The organism is uncultured Altibacter sp. (assembly GCF_963972995.1).
Lineage (GTDB): Bacteria > Bacteroidota > Bacteroidia > Flavobacteriales > Flavobacteriaceae > Altibacter.
Genome location: NZ_CAXAXI010000012.1, coordinates 25,676 through 45,705 on the forward strand (window position 1 = coordinate 25,676; position 20,030 = coordinate 45,705).

22 protein-coding genes are annotated in these 20,030 nt (G+C 41.4%); 13 read left to right on the plus strand and 9 right to left on the minus strand.

Features of this window, described 5'->3' with window-relative positions:
• The first annotated feature begins 2 nt into the window (after positions 1–2).
• The 9 genes from AACZ11_RS06860 to AACZ11_RS06900 all read left to right on the plus strand — a co-directional run bounded on the left by AACZ11_RS06860 (position 3) and on the right by AACZ11_RS06900 (position 5,534).
• Positions 3–731 carry a DUF6090 family protein gene (locus AACZ11_RS06860; RefSeq protein WP_290628027.1) on the plus strand — a complete coding sequence of 243 codons (729 nt, stop codon included), beginning with the start codon at positions 3–5 and terminating at the stop codon, positions 729–731.
• Positions 728–1,519 carry a DUF6090 family protein gene (locus AACZ11_RS06865; protein WP_290628028.1) on the plus strand — a complete coding sequence of 264 codons (792 nt, stop codon included), beginning with the start codon at positions 728–730 and terminating at the stop codon, positions 1,517–1,519. The genes AACZ11_RS06860 and AACZ11_RS06865 overlap by 4 nt, the downstream gene beginning before the upstream one ends.
• Positions 1,512–2,270: a DUF6090 family protein gene (locus AACZ11_RS06870; RefSeq protein ID WP_290628030.1), complete on the plus strand. Its 759-nt coding sequence runs from the start codon at positions 1,512–1,514 to the stop codon at positions 2,268–2,270. Before AACZ11_RS06865 ends, AACZ11_RS06870 begins: the two co-directional genes overlap by 8 nt.
• Positions 2,270–3,058: a DUF6090 family protein gene (locus AACZ11_RS06875; protein WP_290628032.1), complete on the plus strand. Its 789-nt coding sequence runs from the start codon at positions 2,270–2,272 to the stop codon at positions 3,056–3,058. Before AACZ11_RS06870 ends, AACZ11_RS06875 begins: the two co-directional genes overlap by 1 nt.
• Positions 3,055–3,471, plus strand: coding sequence for a cupin domain-containing protein (locus AACZ11_RS06880; RefSeq protein ID WP_290628034.1), 417 nt, complete (start codon positions 3,055–3,057; stop codon positions 3,469–3,471). The genes AACZ11_RS06875 and AACZ11_RS06880 overlap by 4 nt, the downstream gene beginning before the upstream one ends.
• Positions 3,472–3,498: 27 nt before the next feature.
• The gene (locus AACZ11_RS06885; RefSeq protein WP_290628036.1) at positions 3,499–3,825 is read left to right on the plus strand and encodes a hypothetical protein; all 327 of its coding nucleotides are present in this window, start codon (positions 3,499–3,501) and stop codon (positions 3,823–3,825) included.
• Between the two features lie 100 nt (positions 3,826–3,925).
• Positions 3,926–4,609: a DUF4919 domain-containing protein gene (locus tag AACZ11_RS06890; protein ID WP_290628038.1), complete on the plus strand. Its 684-nt coding sequence runs from the start codon at positions 3,926–3,928 to the stop codon at positions 4,607–4,609.
• A gap of 6 nt (positions 4,610–4,615) precedes the next feature.
• The gene (locus AACZ11_RS06895; protein WP_290628040.1) at positions 4,616–5,056 is read left to right on the plus strand and encodes an SRPBCC domain-containing protein; all 441 of its coding nucleotides are present in this window, start codon (positions 4,616–4,618) and stop codon (positions 5,054–5,056) included.
• A 25-nt stretch (positions 5,057–5,081) separates the two neighbouring features.
• Complete coding sequence (locus AACZ11_RS06900; protein WP_290628042.1) at positions 5,082–5,534, plus strand: GNAT family N-acetyltransferase; 453 nt, start codon at positions 5,082–5,084, stop codon at positions 5,532–5,534.
• 3 nt (positions 5,535–5,537) lie between these two features.
• On the opposite strand, the gene AACZ11_RS06905 is transcribed toward AACZ11_RS06900, so the two are convergent.
• The 7 genes from AACZ11_RS06905 to AACZ11_RS06935 all read right to left on the minus strand — a co-directional run bounded on the left by AACZ11_RS06905 (position 5,538) and on the right by AACZ11_RS06935 (position 14,996).
• A complete protein-coding gene (locus AACZ11_RS06905) occupies positions 5,538–6,059 on the minus strand; it encodes a TlpA disulfide reductase family protein (protein ID WP_339831922.1) in 522 nt (173 codons plus the stop codon).
• 93 nt (positions 6,060–6,152) lie between these two features.
• Entirely contained in the window at positions 6,153–8,420 is a 2,268-nt protein-coding gene (locus AACZ11_RS06910) for an aconitate hydratase (protein WP_290628046.1), read from the minus strand.
• A 175-nt stretch (positions 8,421–8,595) separates the two neighbouring features.
• The gene (locus AACZ11_RS06915; RefSeq protein WP_290628048.1) at positions 8,596–9,735 is read right to left on the minus strand and encodes an acyltransferase; all 1,140 of its coding nucleotides are present in this window, start codon (positions 9,733–9,735) and stop codon (positions 8,596–8,598) included.
• A gap of 55 nt (positions 9,736–9,790) precedes the next feature.
• Positions 9,791–10,744, minus strand: a complete 954-nt coding sequence (locus tag AACZ11_RS06920) for a MoxR family ATPase (protein ID WP_290628050.1) — start codon at positions 10,742–10,744, stop codon at positions 9,791–9,793.
• A 10-nt stretch (positions 10,745–10,754) separates the two neighbouring features.
• Positions 10,755–12,203: a peptidylprolyl isomerase gene (locus tag AACZ11_RS06925; protein WP_339831925.1), complete on the minus strand. Its 1,449-nt coding sequence runs from the start codon at positions 12,201–12,203 to the stop codon at positions 10,755–10,757.
• Positions 12,181–13,035, minus strand: a complete 855-nt coding sequence (locus tag AACZ11_RS06930; protein ID WP_290628052.1) for a peptidyl-prolyl cis-trans isomerase — start codon at positions 13,033–13,035, stop codon at positions 12,181–12,183. Before AACZ11_RS06930 ends, AACZ11_RS06925 begins: the two co-directional genes overlap by 23 nt.
• The gene (locus AACZ11_RS06935; protein ID WP_290628053.1) at positions 13,035–14,996 is read right to left on the minus strand and encodes a peptidylprolyl isomerase; all 1,962 of its coding nucleotides are present in this window, start codon (positions 14,994–14,996) and stop codon (positions 13,035–13,037) included. Before AACZ11_RS06935 ends, AACZ11_RS06930 begins: the two co-directional genes overlap by 1 nt.
• A gap of 158 nt (positions 14,997–15,154) precedes the next feature.
• On the opposite strand from AACZ11_RS06935, the gene AACZ11_RS06940 reads away from it, so the two are divergent.
• From AACZ11_RS06940 to AACZ11_RS06955, 4 genes are all read left to right on the plus strand, one after another.
• Positions 15,155–15,613, plus strand: a complete 459-nt coding sequence (locus AACZ11_RS06940) for an SRPBCC family protein (RefSeq protein WP_290628074.1) — start codon at positions 15,155–15,157, stop codon at positions 15,611–15,613.
• Positions 15,610–15,852: a hypothetical protein gene (locus tag AACZ11_RS06945; RefSeq protein ID WP_290628054.1), complete on the plus strand. Its 243-nt coding sequence runs from the start codon at positions 15,610–15,612 to the stop codon at positions 15,850–15,852. Before AACZ11_RS06940 ends, AACZ11_RS06945 begins: the two co-directional genes overlap by 4 nt.
• On the plus strand, positions 15,849–16,310 hold the full coding sequence (locus AACZ11_RS06950) for a DinB family protein (RefSeq protein ID WP_290628056.1): 462 nt from the start codon (positions 15,849–15,851) through the stop codon (positions 16,308–16,310). Before AACZ11_RS06945 ends, AACZ11_RS06950 begins: the two co-directional genes overlap by 4 nt.
• 68 nt (positions 16,311–16,378) lie before the next feature.
• The gene (locus AACZ11_RS06955) at positions 16,379–16,888 is read left to right on the plus strand and encodes an OmpH family outer membrane protein (protein WP_290628058.1); all 510 of its coding nucleotides are present in this window, start codon (positions 16,379–16,381) and stop codon (positions 16,886–16,888) included.
• A 2-nt stretch (positions 16,889–16,890) separates the two neighbouring features.
• Here the strand turns inward: AACZ11_RS06955 and AACZ11_RS06960 are convergent, their stop codons facing one another.
• Complete coding sequence (locus AACZ11_RS06960; protein ID WP_290628060.1) at positions 16,891–18,441, minus strand: T9SS type A sorting domain-containing protein; 1,551 nt, start codon at positions 18,439–18,441, stop codon at positions 16,891–16,893.
• A 3-nt stretch (positions 18,442–18,444) separates the two neighbouring features.
• A complete protein-coding gene (locus AACZ11_RS06965) occupies positions 18,445–19,980 on the minus strand; it encodes a T9SS type A sorting domain-containing protein (protein ID WP_290628062.1) in 1,536 nt (511 codons plus the stop codon).
• Positions 19,981–20,030: the final 50 nt, after the last annotated feature.

Consider the following 20,030-nt stretch of genomic DNA (forward strand, 5'->3'; position numbering starts at 1 on the left):
TTATGGAACAGAATAAAACAGGAAAATACATAAAATACGCCATTGGTGAAATAATCCTTGTAGTGATTGGGATCTTGATTGCCTTGCAGATAAATAATTGGAACGAAGCCCGGAAAGAAAGAATAGCAGAAAAAGATTTTTATTGCAAGCTCCTCGAGGATTTTGAATTGGACCGACAGAACGTCGCACGACTTTATAAGGAATCTGACTATAAAATTGAGACTGCCAAAACATTGCTTTTGGAACTTCCACAAAAAAACAAAAGCAAGGAATACCTTATAGACACTTATATACAGGCATTGCGCACCAATGCTTTTGCACCCAGCAAGGTCGCCATCCTGGACATTACATCCTCGGGCAACTTAAATTTGATTAAGAGTGATTCCCTAAAACAGAACCTTATCCGCTATTATGCCGAACTGGACAACTTGCTATATCAATTGGAGCTAAATAGAAGCAAAAGCTTGGAAAAAGCATTCTCTTATGAAAATGATATAGCTTTCGGGTTTCAATATGCAGATTACGCAAAAAATGCCCTGGGCCCTGATGTCTTGGCTACCTTACCACAAACCAATTGGGAATTGGACCCCGACTCCGCTATATACAAACAATACCAGGACGACCTTGTATTTTTTGTAGTAATGAGCGACCGTGAAAAACAACATTTCAATAAGATTTTAAAGGAGATGGAACCAACATATAAGCAACTTCAACAATTGTGTGAAAAATGATAAAATTCTTCCGCAACATCCGCTATAAGCTCCTTGGTGAAAGCCGCTTCGGCCGCTATCTGGCTTACGCCATTGGGGAGATCATTCTGGTGGTGATTGGAATTTTGATAGCGCTGCAGATTAATACTTGGAACGAACATCGCAAGGCACAAGTCACAGAAAATACGTTTTATGAAGAAATTTTGCTTGATTTGGAAAAAGATGAAAAAAAGCTTGTGTACTACAAGCGTTTTTGCGTTAAACGAATCGCATATTTAGATACCCTCTTAACTTATGTACGCAATCCACAAAAAACAATGGGAATTGACAAATTCGGTAGGTACGTAGAACCGATTTTTTATTCAGAACAACCAACCATTTACGATGCGACCTTTGAGTCTGCTAAGGCGGCCGGCACATTTAACGTCATCTCAGATAAGATCTTGCTTAAAAATCTTGCTGAGTATTATTCCGACTTTATGCAGGTGAGGAATAATTTCAGCTCCCTGGAACGCTTTATCGAAAACCAGTTTGAACCAATGATGTACAGCCTTCCCGAAGGTTATATGAACGAAAACACGGGTGATTTAGTGATTAACCAATCAGATGTGACCGGGTTCTATAAAAAAATTGCCTCAATTAAAGACAACAGGAATATCGATTACGATTACAAAGACATATTGAACTACCCCCGAATGGAAAATTATATTATAGGTGACTTGGGCAGAACCTTCAATGTTTTGGGCAAGATTGAAATTAGGCAACAAAAGTTGAAGCAATTAAAACAGAATATTAAAGATCGTGATTAAATTTTTCCGCCATATACGCCAAAGACTTGTTAACGAGAACAGGTTTTCAAAATACCTCCTCTACGCTATTGGCGAGATTATCCTTGTGGTTATTGGGATATTGATTGCACTTTCCATAAACAATTGGAACGAAGAAAAAAATGAGCATAGAATAGAGAAGGATTACATGCAAAATTTACTGGAGGATTTGCGGGACGATTTGGATATCTATAAAAAATTTCAAAAACGCAATAGTGAAATATACACCTTGGTAGATTCCATTGTACCGGGCTTAAAAGCCGATAATAGGACCCAGCGGGTAAGCGAACTCTCCTATTGGACAAGAATGTTGACCATAAAGTGGATGATTATCCATCCTGTGGAACGAACCTTTGAGCAGATGAAAAGTTCTGGACATTTGAGGCTGGTAAAAAATAAGGATGTAGCCAACGGTATTTCAAACTATTACAATTCCCTCAAAGATTTTGACGGATACAATGAGGCCGGAATGCTTTGGGCAGCAGATTATGTGGAGACATTGGGCAAAATATTTGATGCTGAAATACTTTTAAAAATATTGCGGGAACGGAAAATGCAAGATGCAGGACCCAGCGATATGCTCACCCAAGACCCTATTATTATTAATCAATTGCTCAACAGCCTTCAGTATTTTAATGGTGCGCTCAATTTGGGCGAGACGGTAAGCATAAAAAGGCAGAAAAGTGCAGAGGACCTCATTTTGTTGATTCAAAAAACCTATAATCTCAAATAATGATAAAATTCTTCCGCCGTATACGCCAAAGACTTGTTAACGAGAACAGGTTTTCAAAATACCTCCTCTACGCCATAGGTGAAATAATCCTTGTGGTGATTGGGATTTTGATAGCCTTGCAGATCAATAATTGGAATGAAGCACGCAAAGACAGGAACAGAGAGCTTAACTACTTGCGTAACGTACATGCCGATCTAAGTAGAGAAGTAGAAAATAATTCCTCCTTCGCTACCTATCGTTTTAACAAAGCTAACGTCTGTTCCATACTTTTAAATGGGGACGCTCCTGCAACTATTGAGGATGTGGAAGAATACACCAATCGTTACGAACAGGTTTTTGTTTGGAACACCTTCGTGCCCAATAATAATACATTTAAAGAGCTGTTAAGTTCCGGCAACCTGAGTTTGATCACGAACGACTCCATTAAAAATGCATTGTTGGAGCTGGATAAGCGATATGCAGAAATTGCTACCGGTGAAGAACACATGCGAAGAGAGTTTGAAGCCTATTTGTACGATACGCACGTAGAAAATGTTGAAGCCCTTGCTTTCTTTGATTTAAAAAAACCTGAGTATGGATTTCCTGCTCGGTTAAAAACAGAAGATATTCCGAAGTCACATCACGATAAACTAATTAAAGACGCACAGTGGCAACACCATAATGAGGTCTTTAAAAATGGTCTCAGATTGGCCTTAATGAATAATAGTTATATCGCGGGCATTCATAAAGATCTGGGAGCATACATTCAAGAAATGATCAAGTTGATCGAAAACGAAATAGCCAAATGATCAAATTCGTTAGAAAAGCACGCCACAGAACTCACACCGAAAGAAACTTTTGGCTCTTTATAATAGTTACAATTCTCTTAAGCTGTACCACAAAGAACAGCCTGCCCGACCCCTTAGAGGCAGGCTGGAACGACCAAGCCGTATGCGAATTGCTTCAAGAGAATGACCAAGTACGGGTGTTGCGATGTACTTTCGCCCCGGGTGTGGGACACGAAAAACACTATCACGCTGCTCATGTAGGGTATACGCTCGCAGGAAGTCGCTTTAGGATTACCGATACAACAGGTACCCGAGAAGTAGACGTACCCACCGGATACCATTTTGAGAATGAACGTATCGGATGGCACGAGGTATTGAATATCGGAGATAGTACAGCGATCTTTTTGATCATAGAACCTAAATGCAACCAATAGCATTCACCTTTATAAAAAAAATTTAAGATGCTCTTTTGGATCAAGATTTTGCACACGATTATTTGGATATTCTTTGTAACGGTGATCGGTTACATTCTTTATTCGGGTATTTCAGGGAATCTTACCATGTACACATGGATAGGAATTGTACTAGTACTTGCTGAAGGACTGGTATTGCTTATATTTAAAATGTTCTGCCCCTTGACCCTTTGGGCTCGTAAGTATTCCGGTTCAACGCAGGCCAATTTCGACATCTTCTTACCCAATTGGTTGGCAACATATAATAAGATCATCTTCACATCGCTCTTTGTCATTGGAATGATCTTGGTCTTAATCCGTTTTTTTCTGAAGTAAACGCCTCCTCCTAAAAAAGGATTTTCTAGGTATTGAAATACCTCAGTTATAATTAAATCCCTATTTTTAGGGTTGAAGACCCTTCGTAACTTTTAATTTCATGAAAAAAATCACCACGCTCCTTTTTTTAGTACTTAGCGCAACCGCCTATTCACAAAGTTGGGATTTCGAAAGTCCCAATTATAAAGAGATCGAGAAAAACATACAAGACAAAGCGTCGCCTCTTTTTTACGATACGCTTATGGTCCGATTCCAAGATGCCGATTCTACCTTGACACTTCAGGAAAAAAGGCATCTGTATTACGGTTTCAGCTTTCACGACAAGTACGCACCGTATTCACACTCAAAAAGTTTGGACAACCTTATGACGCTTCTTAAGAAGGAAACCTTATCAGAATCAGAATTAGATCAAGTTGTCAATTTATCAGATTCATTGCTCACTACGAATCCTTTCGATGTAAGAGCCATGAACTATAAACTTTTTGCGTTCGACCAAAAGAGGGAAAAAGAGAACTTCAAGAAAACCTATATTAAAATGAATACGGTCTTTGATGCGCTTCTAAGTTCGGGCAACGGAACAAGTAAAGAAGAGTCTTTTTACGTGATCTATACCAGCCATGAGTACGATCTGCTCAATATTCTCGGATTTCAATTTGGCGGGATGCAACAACTTATTGAACACTACGATTATCTTACTGTTGCCGAAAACGAAGCCGGAATAGAGGGGCTGTATTTTGATGTGAGTCCGTGTTTAAATGCCATGTCTAACATGCTTGGTGAATAGCGGAATATGCCTAGAGAAAACTCTTTCGGAATTTATCATGATCTGCATATTGCTGCCGCTACAGAAGCCGTGTTTCAGGCCGTGTGTCTTCCGGAGAAGCTGGAACAATGGTGGCCGCTTCGCTGCACGGGAAGACCGGAGGCCGGAGCGGTCTATAATTTTTTCTTTACTCCGGAATTTGACTGGTACGGCGTTGTTTCTGAAATGGTCCCCGATAAAATCTTTGAAATTAAAATGACCAAGGCCGATACCGATTGGGACCCTACTCGCTTTCGATTTGAACTGGAGCCGAACGCATCGGGTACGTTGTTACGTTTTTCACATATTCACTGGATGCAACGAAATGCGCACTTTAGAACGGCCTCCTACTGTTGGGCGATCCTTCTCCATGGCCTCAAGCAATATGTAGAAAAAGGAATTATTCTTCCCTTTGAAGAGCGAAGTTAAGTCACGCAATAATGGTGTAGATATCATGAAAACAATCCTTAGAACACATTCTGACAATGATGACTTTATTTCCTTGGTACGTCAATTAGACAGCTACCTCGCTGTGACAGATGGGGATGAACACGCCTTTTATAATCAATACAACAAACTGGATCACATAAAACACGTAGTGGTTATTTATGTGCATAAAAAACCTGTGAGTTGTGGCGCAATTAAGCATTATGACGATAATACAATGGAGGTAAAACGTATGTTTACGGTTCCGCAGGCACGAGGGACAGGATTGGCCGGCAACGTTTTACAGGAATTGGAAGACTGGGCGCGGGAACTGGGGTATAATCGTTGTATCCTGGAGACAGGCAAAAGGCAAATAGAAGCAGTTCGGCTTTATACAAAAGAACAGTATACGCCCATTCCCAACTACGGTCAGTATCAAGAAATGGAAAACAGTCTTTGTTTCGAAAAACAACTGAAGTAGGAGTTATTCAGCGAGTAGCAGGGCTATCGTCTCTCGAACCTTCTCCGAATTCCAATCGGCGGCACCTTCCTTGCGCATTACGATCTTTCCTTCTTTTGAAATGAGAAAAGTAGTAGGCAAAGATTGATAATCCATAGCCGCGGGCGGACGTTGTCCTGAGACATAAACCGGTAGTTGATATGATTTTTTCTGAAGGAATTGGTTCACGACCGTTAGTTCTTCAGTGGTAACAAAATAGAAATCGACAACATCACCGTAGTCGTTGTGTAATTTCTGAAGGGAGGGCATTTCGGCGATACACGGCGGACACCAACTGGCCCAAAAGTTGACCAATACAACAGACCCTTCGGAGCGGGAAAAATTAACTTCTTCCCTAGTATGTGTTTGCAAAGGCCAATCGTACTCTGTTACGGTGACTCGTTCTTCCGAAGCTATTTCAGAAGGACTCCAGGCAATCAACCGCTGTACGAACACCTGTATAGGAACCCGTGTCTGCGGAAGTATAAGTAAGACTATGGCAACCAAAAAAACGAGGTTACTCCAGTGTTTCTTTAAAAATTTCATTATAGTAAACAAAAAACTCCCGCGGTTGCGGGAGTGTTCGTATGGAAACTTAAATTATTTCGCATTCTGCTTTTTGATCAGGTTCAACGCCGATCCTTCGCGGTACCATTTAATCTGTGCTTCGTTATACGTATGGTTCGTTTTAATGGTGTCTTTACTTCCATCGGCATGAACGACCTCGATGGTGAGCGGTTTTCCTTCAGAAAAATCAGAAATATCCACAAAATTGAACGTATCGTCCTCCTGTATCTTATCGTAATCGGCTTCGTTTGCGAATGTAAGCGCAAGCATCCCTTGTTTTTTAAGGTTGGTTTCATGAATTCGCGCAAACGATTTAACCAAAACGGCAGCCACGCCCAAAAATCGAGGTTGCATTGCCGCATGCTCTCGTGACGATCCCTCACCGTAATTGTGATCCCCTACCACCATGGTCTTGATACCTTTGGCCTTGTACTCTCGCTGCACATCGGGCACACCACCGTATTCGCCGTTTAGCTGATTCTTTACAAAATTCGTCTTCTTATTGAAGGCATTTACGGCACCGATAAGGGTGTTGTTTGAAATGTTATCGAGGTGGCCTCTAAATCGAAGCCAAGGACCTGCCATCGAGATGTGATCGGTTGTACACTTCCCAAATGCCTTAATTAAAAGTTTTACCCCTTGAAGGTCACTGTCCTTTATAGGTTCAAAGGGTTCTAACAATTGCAGACGCTCTGAAGTAGGGCTCACCTTCACATCGATCTTGCTTCCGTCTTCAACCGGTTCGAGATAACCGGCATCTTCCACTTCAAATCCTTTAGGAGGTAATTCGATCCCTCTAGGTTCGTCCAGTTTTACTTCTTGCCCATCCTCGTTGAGGAGTGTATCGTTCATAGGGTCAAAATCGAGACGTCCCGAGATTGCGATGGCTGCGACCATTTCCGGAGATCCCACAAAAGCATGGGTGTTTGGGTTACCATCTGCTCGTTTAGAAAAATTCCTGTTGAAAGAATGCACAATAGTATTCTTCTCATCCCCTTTCAAATCACTTCGATCCCACTGCCCGATACACGGTCCGCAGGCATTGGTAAATATAGTGGCGCCCAAATTCTCAAACACCTGCAATAAACCGTCACGTTCTGCCGTGTAGCGGATTTGTTCAGATCCCGGGTTGATTCCGAAGTCGCTTTTAGGTTTCAATTTTTTATCGATCGCTTGTTGCGCAATGGATGCGGCACGAGTAAGGTCTTCGTAAGAAGAGTTAGTACACGAACCAATCAAGCCCCAGTCAACCTTAATAGGCCAATCATTCTTACGGGCTTTTTCACCGAGTTGTCCCACAGGAGTGGCAAGGTCCGGTGTAAAAGGTCCGTTAAGATGTGGTCGCAATTCCGATAAGTTGATCTCGATCACTTGGTCAAAATAAGCTTCGGGATTTTCGTAGACTTCCGGGTCTCCCGTAAGATACTCCCTTAGTTTATTAGCTTCATCGGCGATCTCAGAGCGATCGGTAGCACGAAGAAATCGCTCCATGGAGTCATCGTATCCAAATGTAGAAGTGGTTGCACCAATCTCGGCGCCCATATTACAAATAGTCCCTTTTCCGGTACACGACAAGTTACGAGCTCCCGGTCCAAAATATTCTAAGATAGCGCCGGTCCCGCCTTTTACGGTAAGGATGCCTGCTACTTTCAGGATAACATCCTTTGAAGCAGTCCATCCGCTGAGTTCTCCGGTTAATTTAACACCGATAAGCTTAGGGAATTTCAATTCCCAAGGCATCCCTGCCATCACATCCACGGCATCGGCACCACCTACGCCTACGGCAACCATTCCTAGGCCACCGGCGTTCACGGTATGTGAATCGGTCCCGATCATCATTCCCCCCGGGAATGCATAATTTTCAAGGACTACTTGGTGAATGATCCCTGCTCCGGGTCTCCAGAATCCAATGCCATATTTATTGGAAACCGACTCCAAAAAGTCGAACACCTCGTTACTAGTCTCATTCGCTCGTTTTAGATCGGCTGCCGCACCTTGTTTGGCTTGTATCAAGTGATCACAATGTACTGTGGTTGGCACAGCCACCTTCTGTTTTCCGGCCTGCATGAATTGCAGCAAAGCCATTTGTGCAGTTGCATCCTGACACGCAATTCGATCCGGGGCAAAATCGACATAATCCTTCCCTCTTCTATAGGCTTTGGTAGGCATTCCATCCCAAAGGTGATTGTAGAGAATTTTTTCTGAAAGTGTTAGTGGTTTTCCAACAATCTCTCTTGCTTTGTCCACGCGTTCTTTCATTTGTGCGTAAACGCCTTTTATCATGTCAGTATCAAATGCCATAGTATCCTATTAATTTTTTTGAAGTGTAGCAAAAGTACAAAAATTAGAGATTATTTAAAAATATTTAATGAAAGCTTGTTATTGCTGCATATAATTTATGATATATGTAAAATATGTATGAATTATTAAGTATATAATATTTTTTTATTATGATAATTATGAAAATAACAATTTATTATCTTCGGAAATATTGAGTGATATCCGGCCGATCCCGTAGATCCATCATTGGCTTTTCATAAAAACGATACAACAGGTAAGAAAGTCCTATAGTGATACCAAGATACGTTACAACATAGAGCGCTTTGGCTCCTTCGCCTAGCGAATCGATTGAAACCAAGTTTCGCATAAGTTGCAAAATAATAGAGTAATGAAGCAAATACATACTGTAGGAAATAATGCTAATACGGGTCACGCTTTTACACCACCAGCCATGGCTGTGCTTCCATTGGGAAAGAAAAGGAAGGGTCAAGGCCATGCATATTGATCCAAATGGAAGATAGAGTACATTCCATACAAAAGGATGAGTCTCATACCCCAATTGAAAAAATGCGATACAGAGCAGCATTCCACAAAAGAGAACCATCCCACTTATAACCAGCACTCCCTTATATTGTTTCCAGAATGCCGAATGTGTCATGGATACATACGCCGCCAATACGCCAATGTAGATAGAATCGATACGATAAAGCACTACTGCTTTTAATTGTGTATTCCATTCGTTGGGTGTCGTAGCGCCGGTGTTAAAATGATACAGTAGTTTGGCACCCATAAAAAAAGCAATGATGAGTAAGGTCACGTAAAGAAAACGCATAGATCTAGGTGCCTTAAAAGGCACCAATACTGAAAGATACAACAGAAACGGCCCAATTATGTAGGCGAACTCTTCAATGGGTAAGCTCCATGATTCGGTAAAGAACAGCCCCATACCGGAACCAAAATTCTGAAGGAAGAAAAAATACGAAAACAAAGATTCGGGTAAGGTTCGGCCTAAAGAAAGCACCACTAAAATATTTATGAGGAGAATTAGGTAATAATTTGGCAACGTTCGGAACCATCGCCTTACCAAAAAATATTTTAATTGATTGGAATGAAACGTTTCCGAAGTGATAATCTTATACAGAATACGACCAATAAGGAATCCGCTAAGTACGAAGAACAGTTCTACGCCACTCACAGCCATTATTTTCAGCAATGGAACAATACCACCTTGAGCATCGGGATAGATCCAGAGCGCATGACCCAGTACCACGCTTAGAATAGCGACCGCCCTCATGAGGTCCAATCCAAAAATACGTTCGGAATATGTTCGTGTCATCGTTTTAAGGTAGGTTCCTTAAAGCGAAGGTAGTAATTTGAAGTAAGTAGACGTTCTAAAAAAGGTCTGTAATTATCTCTTCGATAGTGAGTCCTTCGGCTTCAGCCTTGTAATTCTTAATAAGGCGATGACGAAGAATCCCTACGGCGACTTTCTGCACGTCTTCAATGTCCGGTGAGAACTTTCCGTGCAAGGCAGCGTTCGCTTTTGCGCCTAAGATTAAGTTTTGTGAAGCTCTAGGTCCTGCTCCCCAATCAATATAGTTCTTAACCTGTGATGGAGCCGCTTGGCTCTTGGGCCTGGTTTTTCCCACCAATGTCACGGCATATTCTACCACATTGTCGGCGACAGGAATTCTTCTTATGAGCTGTTGGTATTGAATGATCTCTTCTGCAGAGAACAATGGATTGACCTTGGTCGATTCCCCTGAAGTGGTTGCCTTCACTACTTCTACTTCTTCAGCAAAAGAGGGATAATCAAGGTTCACGGCAAACATGAAGCGATCCAGTTGCGCTTCGGGCAGCGGATAGGTTCCTTCCTGCTCTATGGGGTTTTGTGTTGCCAATACAAAATAAGGCAGGTCCAGTTTATAATGATGACCCGCCACGGTAACAGCGCGTTCCTGCATTGCTTCTAAGAGGGCTGCCTGCGTTTTTGGAGGAGTCCGGTTGATCTCATCGGCCAAGATAATGTTGGCAAATATGGGACCTTTTATAAATTTGAACTCTCTGTTTTGATCTAGGATCTCAGACCCCAGAATATCACTGGGCATCAGGTCCGGTGTAAATTGAATACGCTTGAATTTGAGGCCCAACGCTTCAGCTACCGTATTGACCAACAAGGTCTTTGCCAAGCCCGGAACACCAATAAGCAAGGCGTGACCACCCGAGAAAATAGACAGCAGCACTTGTTCCACTACTTCATCTTGGCCTACGATCACTTTTTTGATCTCTTGCCGTAAAGCCGAATATTTTTGTACTAATTGTTCTACTGCTGTTACGTCTGACATGTGCTACTTCTTATTTTTTTAACCAATTGCTTGAGAAATCGCAATTCATATAATCTTCGTTCACATGAATATAGGTTTCCTTTATCTTTTTATCCTGCCATTCTCCAATTGCCTCGATTTGCTTTTCTTTGAGAGCAAGTTCCTTTATCTTTTCATAATCCTTCACATAATCAGCTGTATGCTCATCGTATTTATTTGTGACCATTAAAAGCTTAAAACTGCTTTTTCCTGTATAATCGCGGTCTGTAAATACTTTAGACACTTCATCTTTCTTTAGGTTGTATACCTGTGCACTAAGCGTAGGATCCATTTTAGTGAGATCAAACCGCGTGTCACCGGTAACCGGATTTACCAATTGTCCTCCGTTAAAACGGGTTTCCTTTTCATCGGAATATTGTCTCGCAGCCTCTGCAAAGGTGATGGCGCCACTTACGATTTGAGTGCGAATAGAATCTATTTTGGCTCGAGCTTCATCGATGGTTGTTTGCGAAACCTCGGGGAAGAGTATCACATGACGAACATCTACCTCTTGCCCGCGTATTTTTTCTACATATAGTATATGAAAACCAAATTCGGTTTCGAAAGGTTCACTAACTTCCCCCTCCAGTAAGGAGAAAGCCTGATCTTTAAACTCTTTAGCAAGGGGAGAATTTCTGGTAATTGAACCTATTAGACCTCCTTTAGCGGCACTTCCATCTTTAGAATACAACACCGCTTTGGTGGCAAAACTAGCGCCATTATCCACAACGTCTGCACGCATCTCATTTAACCTGTCAATAACATCCTGTTTGGCTTTTTCGGTAACCTCCGGTTCGATAACGATCTGGGCAACTTCTACCTCGGCACTAAAAACGGGGCGGTCATCTTCAGGAATAGAATAGAAAAAATTTCGCACTTCTTCAGGGGTAACCTCCACTTTCTCCACAATGGTACGTTGCATTTCACTAGCAAGTTTTAGGGTCTTATTCACTTCAAAAAGTTCGGCACGGAGATCGGCTAGATTATCCTTTCGGTAGTAAGCGGCAACCTTCTCTTCGCTGCCTAGTTCGCTAATCATGTATTGTAATTGCTGCTCGATCTTTTGATTGATCTCTGCATCGGGCACCAAGATACTGTCTTGTTTGGCATGGTGTGCATAGAGCTTGTCCTCCAGCAACTTTCCGAAGAGCTGACAACGCGTGATGCCGTCTGTAGAAATGCCTTGTGCTTCCAGTTCCAGATAACTCTTATCGATATCGCTATCCAAAACAATGTATTCACCAACCACAGCACTCACGCCTTCGGCTTTAAAACGCTTAAATGGCTGAACCGTATCTTTTTCGACTTGCGTTACCAACACTGCATCATTGCTTTTGGCTACCCCCGTGCTGTCTACGGTCACTACTTCCTGTGCGCTAGCACCGGACATCCACAGCATCAACATCATGCACAATAGGCTATTGTTCTTGATAAATTTCAAAATTTTTGTTTTTAATAGCATCATTAATAATATCTTTTTCTAGGTTCTTGATGAGTTCGAGCTTTCGCTTGTTTAGAATGATCTGTTTGATGGTGGGCCGAACGTAGGAAAGCGGCGCGATATCGTTCGTAGTAAGAACATCTTGAATTTTCACCAAATATACTCCTAATGAATCTTGTAACTGAGTAAAATTGGATTTTTTTAACAATTGCTCATTTTGGGCGCTCAATGCGGGAATTTCTTCTACCAATGACTTCTTTTTTACCCACATGGAGTCATTGAAATTGAATTTCTTAAACTGAATACTGATCTCATTGAGATCTTGTTTATCCTTTTTATTGAAACGATCTAACTTTTGACGTGTCGATGAAAGATTGGAATAATTTTCTGCCACATGAATATAGCGAACCTTCAGCAATTCGTCATTTAGCTTAAAATTTTCTTTGTTCAATGCGTAGAAATCCTCGTATTCGGTTTCAGAAACCGTACTGTCCAATTGTTTAGTTACAATTGCATTCTTATACGCCTCTGTATAGAGTTCGTTCTTGTACTCCTGTACCAACTTATTGTAGGTGTCGAGTTGATCTTGCGGTAGGTTGATCGCAGCCTTGTTGAGTAACAGCTGCTGCCGCGCCCAGCGATTGATATAGTTGGAAACAATAAGCGTACTGTCTTCCTTCGAGGTGGATTCTGAAACAAGTTGCTGAATATCTTCTTCATAAAGATAGTTGTCGTTCACTCTGGCGATAGGTGTACGTTGTGTCTCTTGCTTAAAATACTCGCAAGACGTCAACACCATCACACACATGAATATACCAATTACCTTCCCCATTACGACTCCAACTCTTTGGTTACTTTCTTCAATACTTTTTTATTTACTTCCACCTTGTATTTTGAGCGCAATGACTGCATCCAGTTTTCTTCCACATGGTTCTGGTAATCGCTCAACACCTTACCCCTTACCTCCTCTAAGGTCTTAGGCCCGGGGGGCAAGATCTTATCGACCTTGACCAACACATAGGATTCGCCAATTCTATGTATCTTGGATACACCGGTGCGTACTTCAAAATCTTCGGGAAGATCGGCTTCTCCAATTTCAAATATCCCGGATGTAACGATCACATTGATCTTTTCTTGTGTGTTCAGTTTCGATTTGATCTCTTCGGCGGTGCTGCCCTGCTCTAACAATTGTAGCGCGCTTTTGGCAGCTTCGTTCGTGGTAGCCGAAACGATCATTCCTTCAACACGTTGTCCCCATTGATATTTGTTGCGTACCGAAGCGAAATACGTGTCCAAGCCTAGAGAGTCTTTCTTTGCTTTGTTCCAAACATTCTTGTTCATTACATCGAAAATAAGGAGTCCGTCGCGGTATTCGGAGATGACGGCGGCATAATCCTCGTTCTCGTCTTCCAATCGATCGCGGAAATAGGCTTTCAGTTCGGCTGTTTCAAATTCATCGTACATAACCTCTACCAAATTTTCAAGGGTCTTGAAAGGTCTTAGTTCTCGTTGTCTTTTTACAATATAATCTGCAAATTCCCGGTAATGTACAGGACGATCTCCCACGGTAAAGATGACTTTATTCTTTGCAGGTTCGAGTGTGTCATAGGTCCAACGTCGTTTCAAGGCATTCTCGTCTAAGAATTCCGTAAAGAAGGGAGTAGGATCATTCTTCATCTGAAAGCCGTACTTTTCTTTTATCTTTTTATTGATCTGATTCGTAATCTTTTTAGACCGGGGCATGTCTGTTACTTTCTGTACCAGACCAGCCTTCATTTCTTCATAACTAAGGATAGGATGTACCTCATCCAATCGAATGATATGCCAACCAAAATCTGTTTTGATTGGTTCTGAGATATCTCCTACATTTTCCAAAGCGTACGCCGCCTCTTCAAATTCTTTGGAGCGAAGATCTCCTTTTCCGAATTTGTTGAGTTTTCCTCCTTGCTTGCCCGAATTCTTATCATCTGAGAATTGCTTGGCAAGACTTTCGAAAGATTCTCCTTGCCGAATCAATTGATAAATTTCTTGGATACGTTCTTTCGGATTAAACGTACGGGTCGCATCTTCTTTATCGGACACCATGATATGTGACGTTGTAATCTCCGGCGCACGTTTTCTCTTATCATGCACCTTTATAATGTGATATCCGTATTGCGTACGTACAATATCCGATATGCCACCCACAGGCGTGTTGTAGGCCGCAGTTTCAAAAGGATACACTAGGGAAAATACAGAGAAGTACCCCAACCTTCCTCCAGATTCCTTTGCGGCAGGTTCTTCGGAAGTTTCCTTCGCCAAGACTTCAAAATCCTCCCCTTTCAACGCTCGTTCGCGTATCTTAAGGATCTTGTTATACGCAGCCAGCGTATCTTGGGGTACATCATCAAGACCCGATAGTACCAATATGTGGCTGGCGTCTACGTCTTCTAAACTTCGGTTATAGGCTTCCAAAGCCAGGTCGTCAACAAATTTATCTTCGTACAGATAGTTACGGGAGAATTGCTCTTGATACTTTGCGTACTCAGAGCGATACCCTTCTTTTTCGTGTAATTTTTGATCATAGGCTTCCGCCACCTTCAGTTTATAATCAATAAACAAATCCAAATAGCTCTCTACGTTCTTTTGTGATTCATCCTGGACCAAATCCAAATTCTTTTTGTATACACGTTTAAATTCAGAAGTATAGACAGGAACATCGTCTATGGTAAGAAGTACTTCTTTTTTCTCTTGAGCAAACAGGGAAATACTACACAAAAGCACAAAAAACAGGGATCCTAACTTTGTATTCATTTTTACATTCTATGTTTAAAGTAATCTGGCAAAAATAACAAAAAGCAAGCGTTACGCAAGTCACATTACAGGAACGTTTTTCCTTGGATTATAGTGCTTCATTCTTTGCAGAAATTATACCAAAAATGTACCTTGCAAAGCAACTAAACGATCAAACCATGAAATACAGTTGTGAAATCACCATCAACCTGCCTCGTGAAGAGGTCATTAAAAAACTGGACAATCCGGAAAACATGAAACATTGGCAACGCGGACTGGTAGCTTACAAAACGCTAAACGGCTCTCCGGGTACTGAAGGTGCGACCATGGAACTTGAGTATAAAATGGGCAAACGCGATATGGTACTTATTGAAACGATTTTAAAAAATCAGTTTCCCAAAGAGTTCCACGCAACCTACGATGCCAAGGGAGTTCATAACATTCAGAGAAACTATTTTAAGAAGATCGACGACAATTCAACAAAATGGATCTCGGAATCTGAATTTCAATTCCAAGGTTTCGCGATGAAGCTCATGGGCTGGGTTATGCCCGGTGCTTTTAAGAAACAATCTATGAAGTATCTTACCGATTTTAAGAACTTTGCCGAACATGGTACGTCGGTTCAAGAGGTAAAATGACGGCGCGTGTCAAGCTTATCTGGGATTTTCGCGGTCCGAATGCCCAACCCATTGCCGCACATCATGCCAAACATTTGGAAGAATTTGCTGTAGCCGAAGGGATCCCAAATGCACAAACCGGAACCGAGCCCCTTAGTGATATGCACACAATCGCTTTCCTCATTGTACCCTGGGACCTTATGGAATCGTTACGCAGCAGACTAAAACCCAATCGCGGACAAAAGGTTTCTGAAACATGAAAGATTTTTTTAAGACATTGTTTGAATATAATCACAGTTGTAACCACAAGATGATCACATTGCTGGCGGAAACTCCCGAAGCCTATTCAGAAAGAGCACAGACCTTATTGAGCCATACATTCAATGCGCAGCATATTTGGAACAGCCGTATACTTGCTACCCAACCACATTATGGCGTTTGGCATCTTTTTGAACGAGATGAACTTGGCGAGATCAATGATGCGCACTATGCCGAAAGTCTTTCCATACTTGCAAATCAACACCTTGACCTAACGGTTTCCTATGTCAACACAAGGGGTGAATTCTTTGAAAACAGTATACAGGACATCCTGTACCACGTCATTAATCACAGCACGTATCATCGTGGACAGATCATGAGTGAACTGAAGCTACAGGGCGTGTCCCCGATTGCTACCGACTATATTTTTTATAGACGAACGAATACTCCCATGTTGTAACAAGCTGTTAAAAAGTAAGTCTTTAGCAAAATTTTTAGTAGTATTGCAACCCAATAAAACAGTATAATATGAAATTCTTCAAGTTATTTCTTTTATTCATATGTGTAAGCGGCTTTGCGCAATCTAAAGTAGGCACTATCGATGTGGATTTTATCTTGTCCAAGATGCCGGAACTACCCTCCGTACAGAAACAAGTGGAAGAATACGCCAAGGGTCTGGATGCCGATTTCGAGAAGAAGATGGCTGCCTACAACACTTTGGTAGACACGTATCAGCAGGAAGAAGCTATGTATACCCTGCTTCAGAAACAGGAAAAACAAAAAGAGATCGTAGCCATGGAAGACGATCTGGAAAAATTTCAGAAGAACGGGAGTCAATTGATAGTAATTAGACAAGACGAGTTGCTACGCCCACTGTATAAGAAAATTGGCACCGCCATGGAGACCGTAGCCGAAGCCGGAAAATATACCCAAATACTTCAAATGAATGAAAATGTGGTGTATATAGATAAGAATTTTGACCTCACCTTGGCTGTACTAAACGAGCTGGGCATCACGTTGCCCGAGGAAAAGAAGTAGTCTTATTGTTTAATAATCTTATGGGAGGAAAGGATTTCTTTTTCATCACTCAATATTAAAAAGTAGATTCCGGGAGGCACATTTCCGTTTATGAAGATCCTTTCGTGGTAAACGCCTAAGTTTCGCACTTCATTTGATAAAAATACATCAACAGGATGTCCAAAAATGTCATAAAGAGCTAACGTAATTGCTCTGGTTCCCCGGAACTTAAAATTCACGACAGCCTCACTTTGTAAAGGATTAGGATACACAGAAATTTTAGTATCATCACCGGGTTCTTCTATAACAGTTCCTTGGGATTCTGCCAAGAACCGCATCAATGCAAATGAACCATTGCCGCTTACAATAATTTTACCATCCTCTTGAAGGTCCATTCCTTTAAGCCGAAAAAACCCGCCTTCCAGATTCCCTACAGAGAAACCTCCTTCGCCAAAGGTGTCATCTGGAACACCGTCTTCACTGAAGCGACATAGTAAATAATTACGTCCGTCAATATAAATTTGTCCGCCTACAAGAATTTTTCCATCCGACTGAATAGCTACATTATAACCCACAGAATCATTTTCATTGAGTAAAGGCTTAAAGTAAATGCCCTCTTCTGCAAAAGTAGTATCCAAAATACCGTTCGGAAGGTACCTTGTAATAAACATATTCTGAGTATTACCGTCAAAAGCTTCGCCTACAATTAGGATTCTACCTTCCATGTCTATTTCAGCATCATAGACCAACAGCTCCGTTCCTATAGGCATAATAACTTTTCCTTCAACACCAAAAGTAGTGTCTATGGTGCCATTTGCATTATAAAGCACCATGGCAAGATTCTTTTGTTGCGGTTGAGAGGTAAGTGTTATACCCACCAAGAGGAGCTTGCCGTTCTCAAATAAAGATACGGAATATGCCCCATCCACGTTGTTTGCAATATCTGTTCTCACCCTTCCACTTCCATTAAAGGTAGTATCGTAAGAACCATCTGGATGTAATCTTGCTATGGCGAAATCGGCATTATTTCCATTGTATGAAGAACCAACAACTACTATTTTGCCATCCGGCTGGATTAGAATATCACTACCGGTATCTGCAGAAGTTCCATAGTCAATTGTTTTAGTACCGTTGCCCCAATCATCCGGTATCGCTCCATTGTTCGTAAATTTCGATACGGTCATTCTCCTTGAATATGGGACACCACTGGATCCGTATCCTGCCGTCCCGGCCACATAAATTTCTCCCGATGCGCTAAATGCCACAGCCGTCCCACTACCTTCATTCCCTAAAAAAATAGTCTGGGCTGCACCTTGTTGACCAAAACTTTCATCTATGGTGCCATTGGGGTTATAGCAAGTGATCATATAGCCTGCTCCCCAATTACCGCCACCCGATATTATAGACCCATCGGATCGAACACCACAAAATTCATTTCGATGATCATTATTGTCCGTATAGGGCGCAATTCCAAAATCACCGAAGGTTACATCAAGATATCCGGCATTTTGTCCTGCAGCCGTACTTAGCAACGTAAGACCTAAAATTAATGTAAGAAAACTAGCGTATTTCATTGATTACTTTTTTATGAGTTGAATAGTTCTTGTTGCACTCCCATTACTAAGTTTTAGTACGTAATTTCCGGTAGCAATGCCATCGAAGGCTAAGGTGTGTTTATGGTCTCCTGCCTCTTTACCTTCGGAAGAAAGAAACGTACGTATCAACTTCCCGGAGAAATCGTATAAGGTGATTGAGATCGTTTCGGCTTGAGAAAGGGTGTATTCTAAAGTTGTTTCCGAAGCAATTGGGTTGGGATAGATTAAAGGATGCAATTGTATATCATTAAAATCCACTATTCCTAACTCTAAACTAATAAAATAACGAGCCAAAACAATGTCAGACGGTTGAAGCGATGAATACGCAAGAACCGCCATACCATCATTTTGAAGTTTTATGCCGCTAATTCCCGTAAAAGCAGGGATCGCATTTAGAGAAATACTAATCATACCTGAATTACCAAAGCTTTCATCCAATTCGCCGTTTGAATGAAACTGAAACAATACCAAGCTAGTTTGATTAGTATCAGTATTGAATCCAGACATTAGTATCTTACTACCATCCCTTATGTAAAGCGACATAACCCCATATATTCCTTCTGTATTCGTAGTAACCATGCCTCCGGTGCCAAAATTAGTATTCAAAGCGCCATTGTTTGTGTATTCCAACAAAATGGAATTAGTTCCATTAAACGCTCCTAGCAAAATGTTTCCGTTGTTTAGTTCTTGCATAGCAACTGTTTTGTCATCTAGACTACCGGTATCTGTGATTGTATATCCGCTGTTTCCAAAACTTGTATCCAATGTACCATTTGAATTGTAACGAAGCAATACAATATTATTATTAGAAGTGCCCTCCCTCGTTTCTCCTGCTACTATTATTTTACCATTGAGCAATTGTTTCACGGCTGATCCCGAATTGTAATTTGATCCAACATGGGTCGTGATTCTTCCGTTATTTCCAAATGACGCGTCTGGTAGTCCATTTGAAAGTATTCTAATTAAACTTATATCGGTTGAATTTCCGGTTGAACTTGGAGAAGCTCCCGTGATTAATAATTTTTCATCCGTTTGAAGTACAGCGCCGTTAGCAACATCATTCCCGGAGGTGGTGTTTATCCAAACTCCTGAAAGTTGCTGTCCAACTTCATCAAATTTTAATGCAACTACTTTATCGTCTTGAGATCCTACTTGTATTGACCTCCCTGAAATAAAAAAACTTCCGTCGGGAAGTAACGAAATTCTCGTCATGACATCTTGGTAAGGGCCAAAAGTGTCTTGAACGTAGCCCACGTTGTTAAATGACATATCCAAAGAGCCATTTGGTAGATATCTTGCTATAAAATACCCAAAAGATGAGTCAACTAGCATGCCTCCCAGCACTAAAATTTTACCATCCGGCTGAATAACCATGTCAAAGACAAATTCATTCTGATTCAAATCGGTTATCACGATCCCATCCTCCCCAAATGTAGGATCCAAGGCGCCTTGTTGACTGAACACCAACATACTAAACAAAAGGAAAAGTGAATTTAGAAGTGTAATTTTAAATCGCATGGCAGGGTGTCTTTACATAAAGATACCCAAATACGAAAAGGTTGCCAAGC

Bases quoted from the DNA above. Each gene is read 5' to 3' on its own strand.
- AACZ11_RS06860 (WP_290628027.1), top strand. From the start codon at position 3: ATGGAACAGAATAAAACAGGAAAATACATAAAATACGCCATTGGTGAA.
- AACZ11_RS06865 (WP_290628028.1), top strand. From the start codon at position 728: ATGATAAAATTCTTCCGCAACATCCGCTATAAGCTCCTTGGTGAAAGC.
- AACZ11_RS06875 (WP_290628032.1), top strand. From the start codon at position 2,270: ATGATAAAATTCTTCCGCCGTATACGCCAAAGACTTGTTAACGAGAAC.
- AACZ11_RS06880 (WP_290628034.1), top strand. From the start codon at position 3,055: ATGATCAAATTCGTTAGAAAAGCACGCCACAGAACTCACACCGAAAGA.
- AACZ11_RS06885 (WP_290628036.1), top strand. From the start codon at position 3,499: ATGCTCTTTTGGATCAAGATTTTGCACACGATTATTTGGATATTCTTT.
- AACZ11_RS06890 (WP_290628038.1), top strand. From the start codon at position 3,926: ATGAAAAAAATCACCACGCTCCTTTTTTTAGTACTTAGCGCAACCGCC.
- AACZ11_RS06895 (WP_290628040.1), top strand. From the start codon at position 4,616: ATGCCTAGAGAAAACTCTTTCGGAATTTATCATGATCTGCATATTGCT.
- AACZ11_RS06900 (WP_290628042.1), top strand. From the start codon at position 5,082: ATGAAAACAATCCTTAGAACACATTCTGACAATGATGACTTTATTTCC.
- AACZ11_RS06910 (WP_290628046.1), bottom strand. From the start codon at position 8,420: ATGGCATTTGATACTGACATGATAAAAGGCGTTTACGCACAAATGAAA.
- AACZ11_RS06915 (WP_290628048.1), bottom strand. From the start codon at position 9,735: ATGACACGAACATATTCCGAACGTATTTTTGGATTGGACCTCATGAGG.
- AACZ11_RS06920 (WP_290628050.1), bottom strand. From the start codon at position 10,744: ATGTCAGACGTAACAGCAGTAGAACAATTAGTACAAAAATATTCGGCT.
- AACZ11_RS06930 (WP_290628052.1), bottom strand. From the start codon at position 13,035: ATGGGGAAGGTAATTGGTATATTCATGTGTGTGATGGTGTTGACGTCT.
- AACZ11_RS06935 (WP_290628053.1), bottom strand. From the start codon at position 14,996: ATGAATACAAAGTTAGGATCCCTGTTTTTTGTGCTTTTGTGTAGTATT.
- AACZ11_RS06940 (WP_290628074.1), top strand. From the start codon at position 15,155: ATGAAATACAGTTGTGAAATCACCATCAACCTGCCTCGTGAAGAGGTC.
- AACZ11_RS06945 (WP_290628054.1), top strand. From the start codon at position 15,610: ATGACGGCGCGTGTCAAGCTTATCTGGGATTTTCGCGGTCCGAATGCC.
- AACZ11_RS06950 (WP_290628056.1), top strand. From the start codon at position 15,849: ATGAAAGATTTTTTTAAGACATTGTTTGAATATAATCACAGTTGTAAC.
- AACZ11_RS06955 (WP_290628058.1), top strand. From the start codon at position 16,379: ATGAAATTCTTCAAGTTATTTCTTTTATTCATATGTGTAAGCGGCTTT.
- AACZ11_RS06960 (WP_290628060.1), bottom strand. From the start codon at position 18,441: ATGAAATACGCTAGTTTTCTTACATTAATTTTAGGTCTTACGTTGCTA.
- AACZ11_RS06965 (WP_290628062.1), bottom strand. From the start codon at position 19,980: ATGCGATTTAAAATTACACTTCTAAATTCACTTTTCCTTTTGTTTAGT.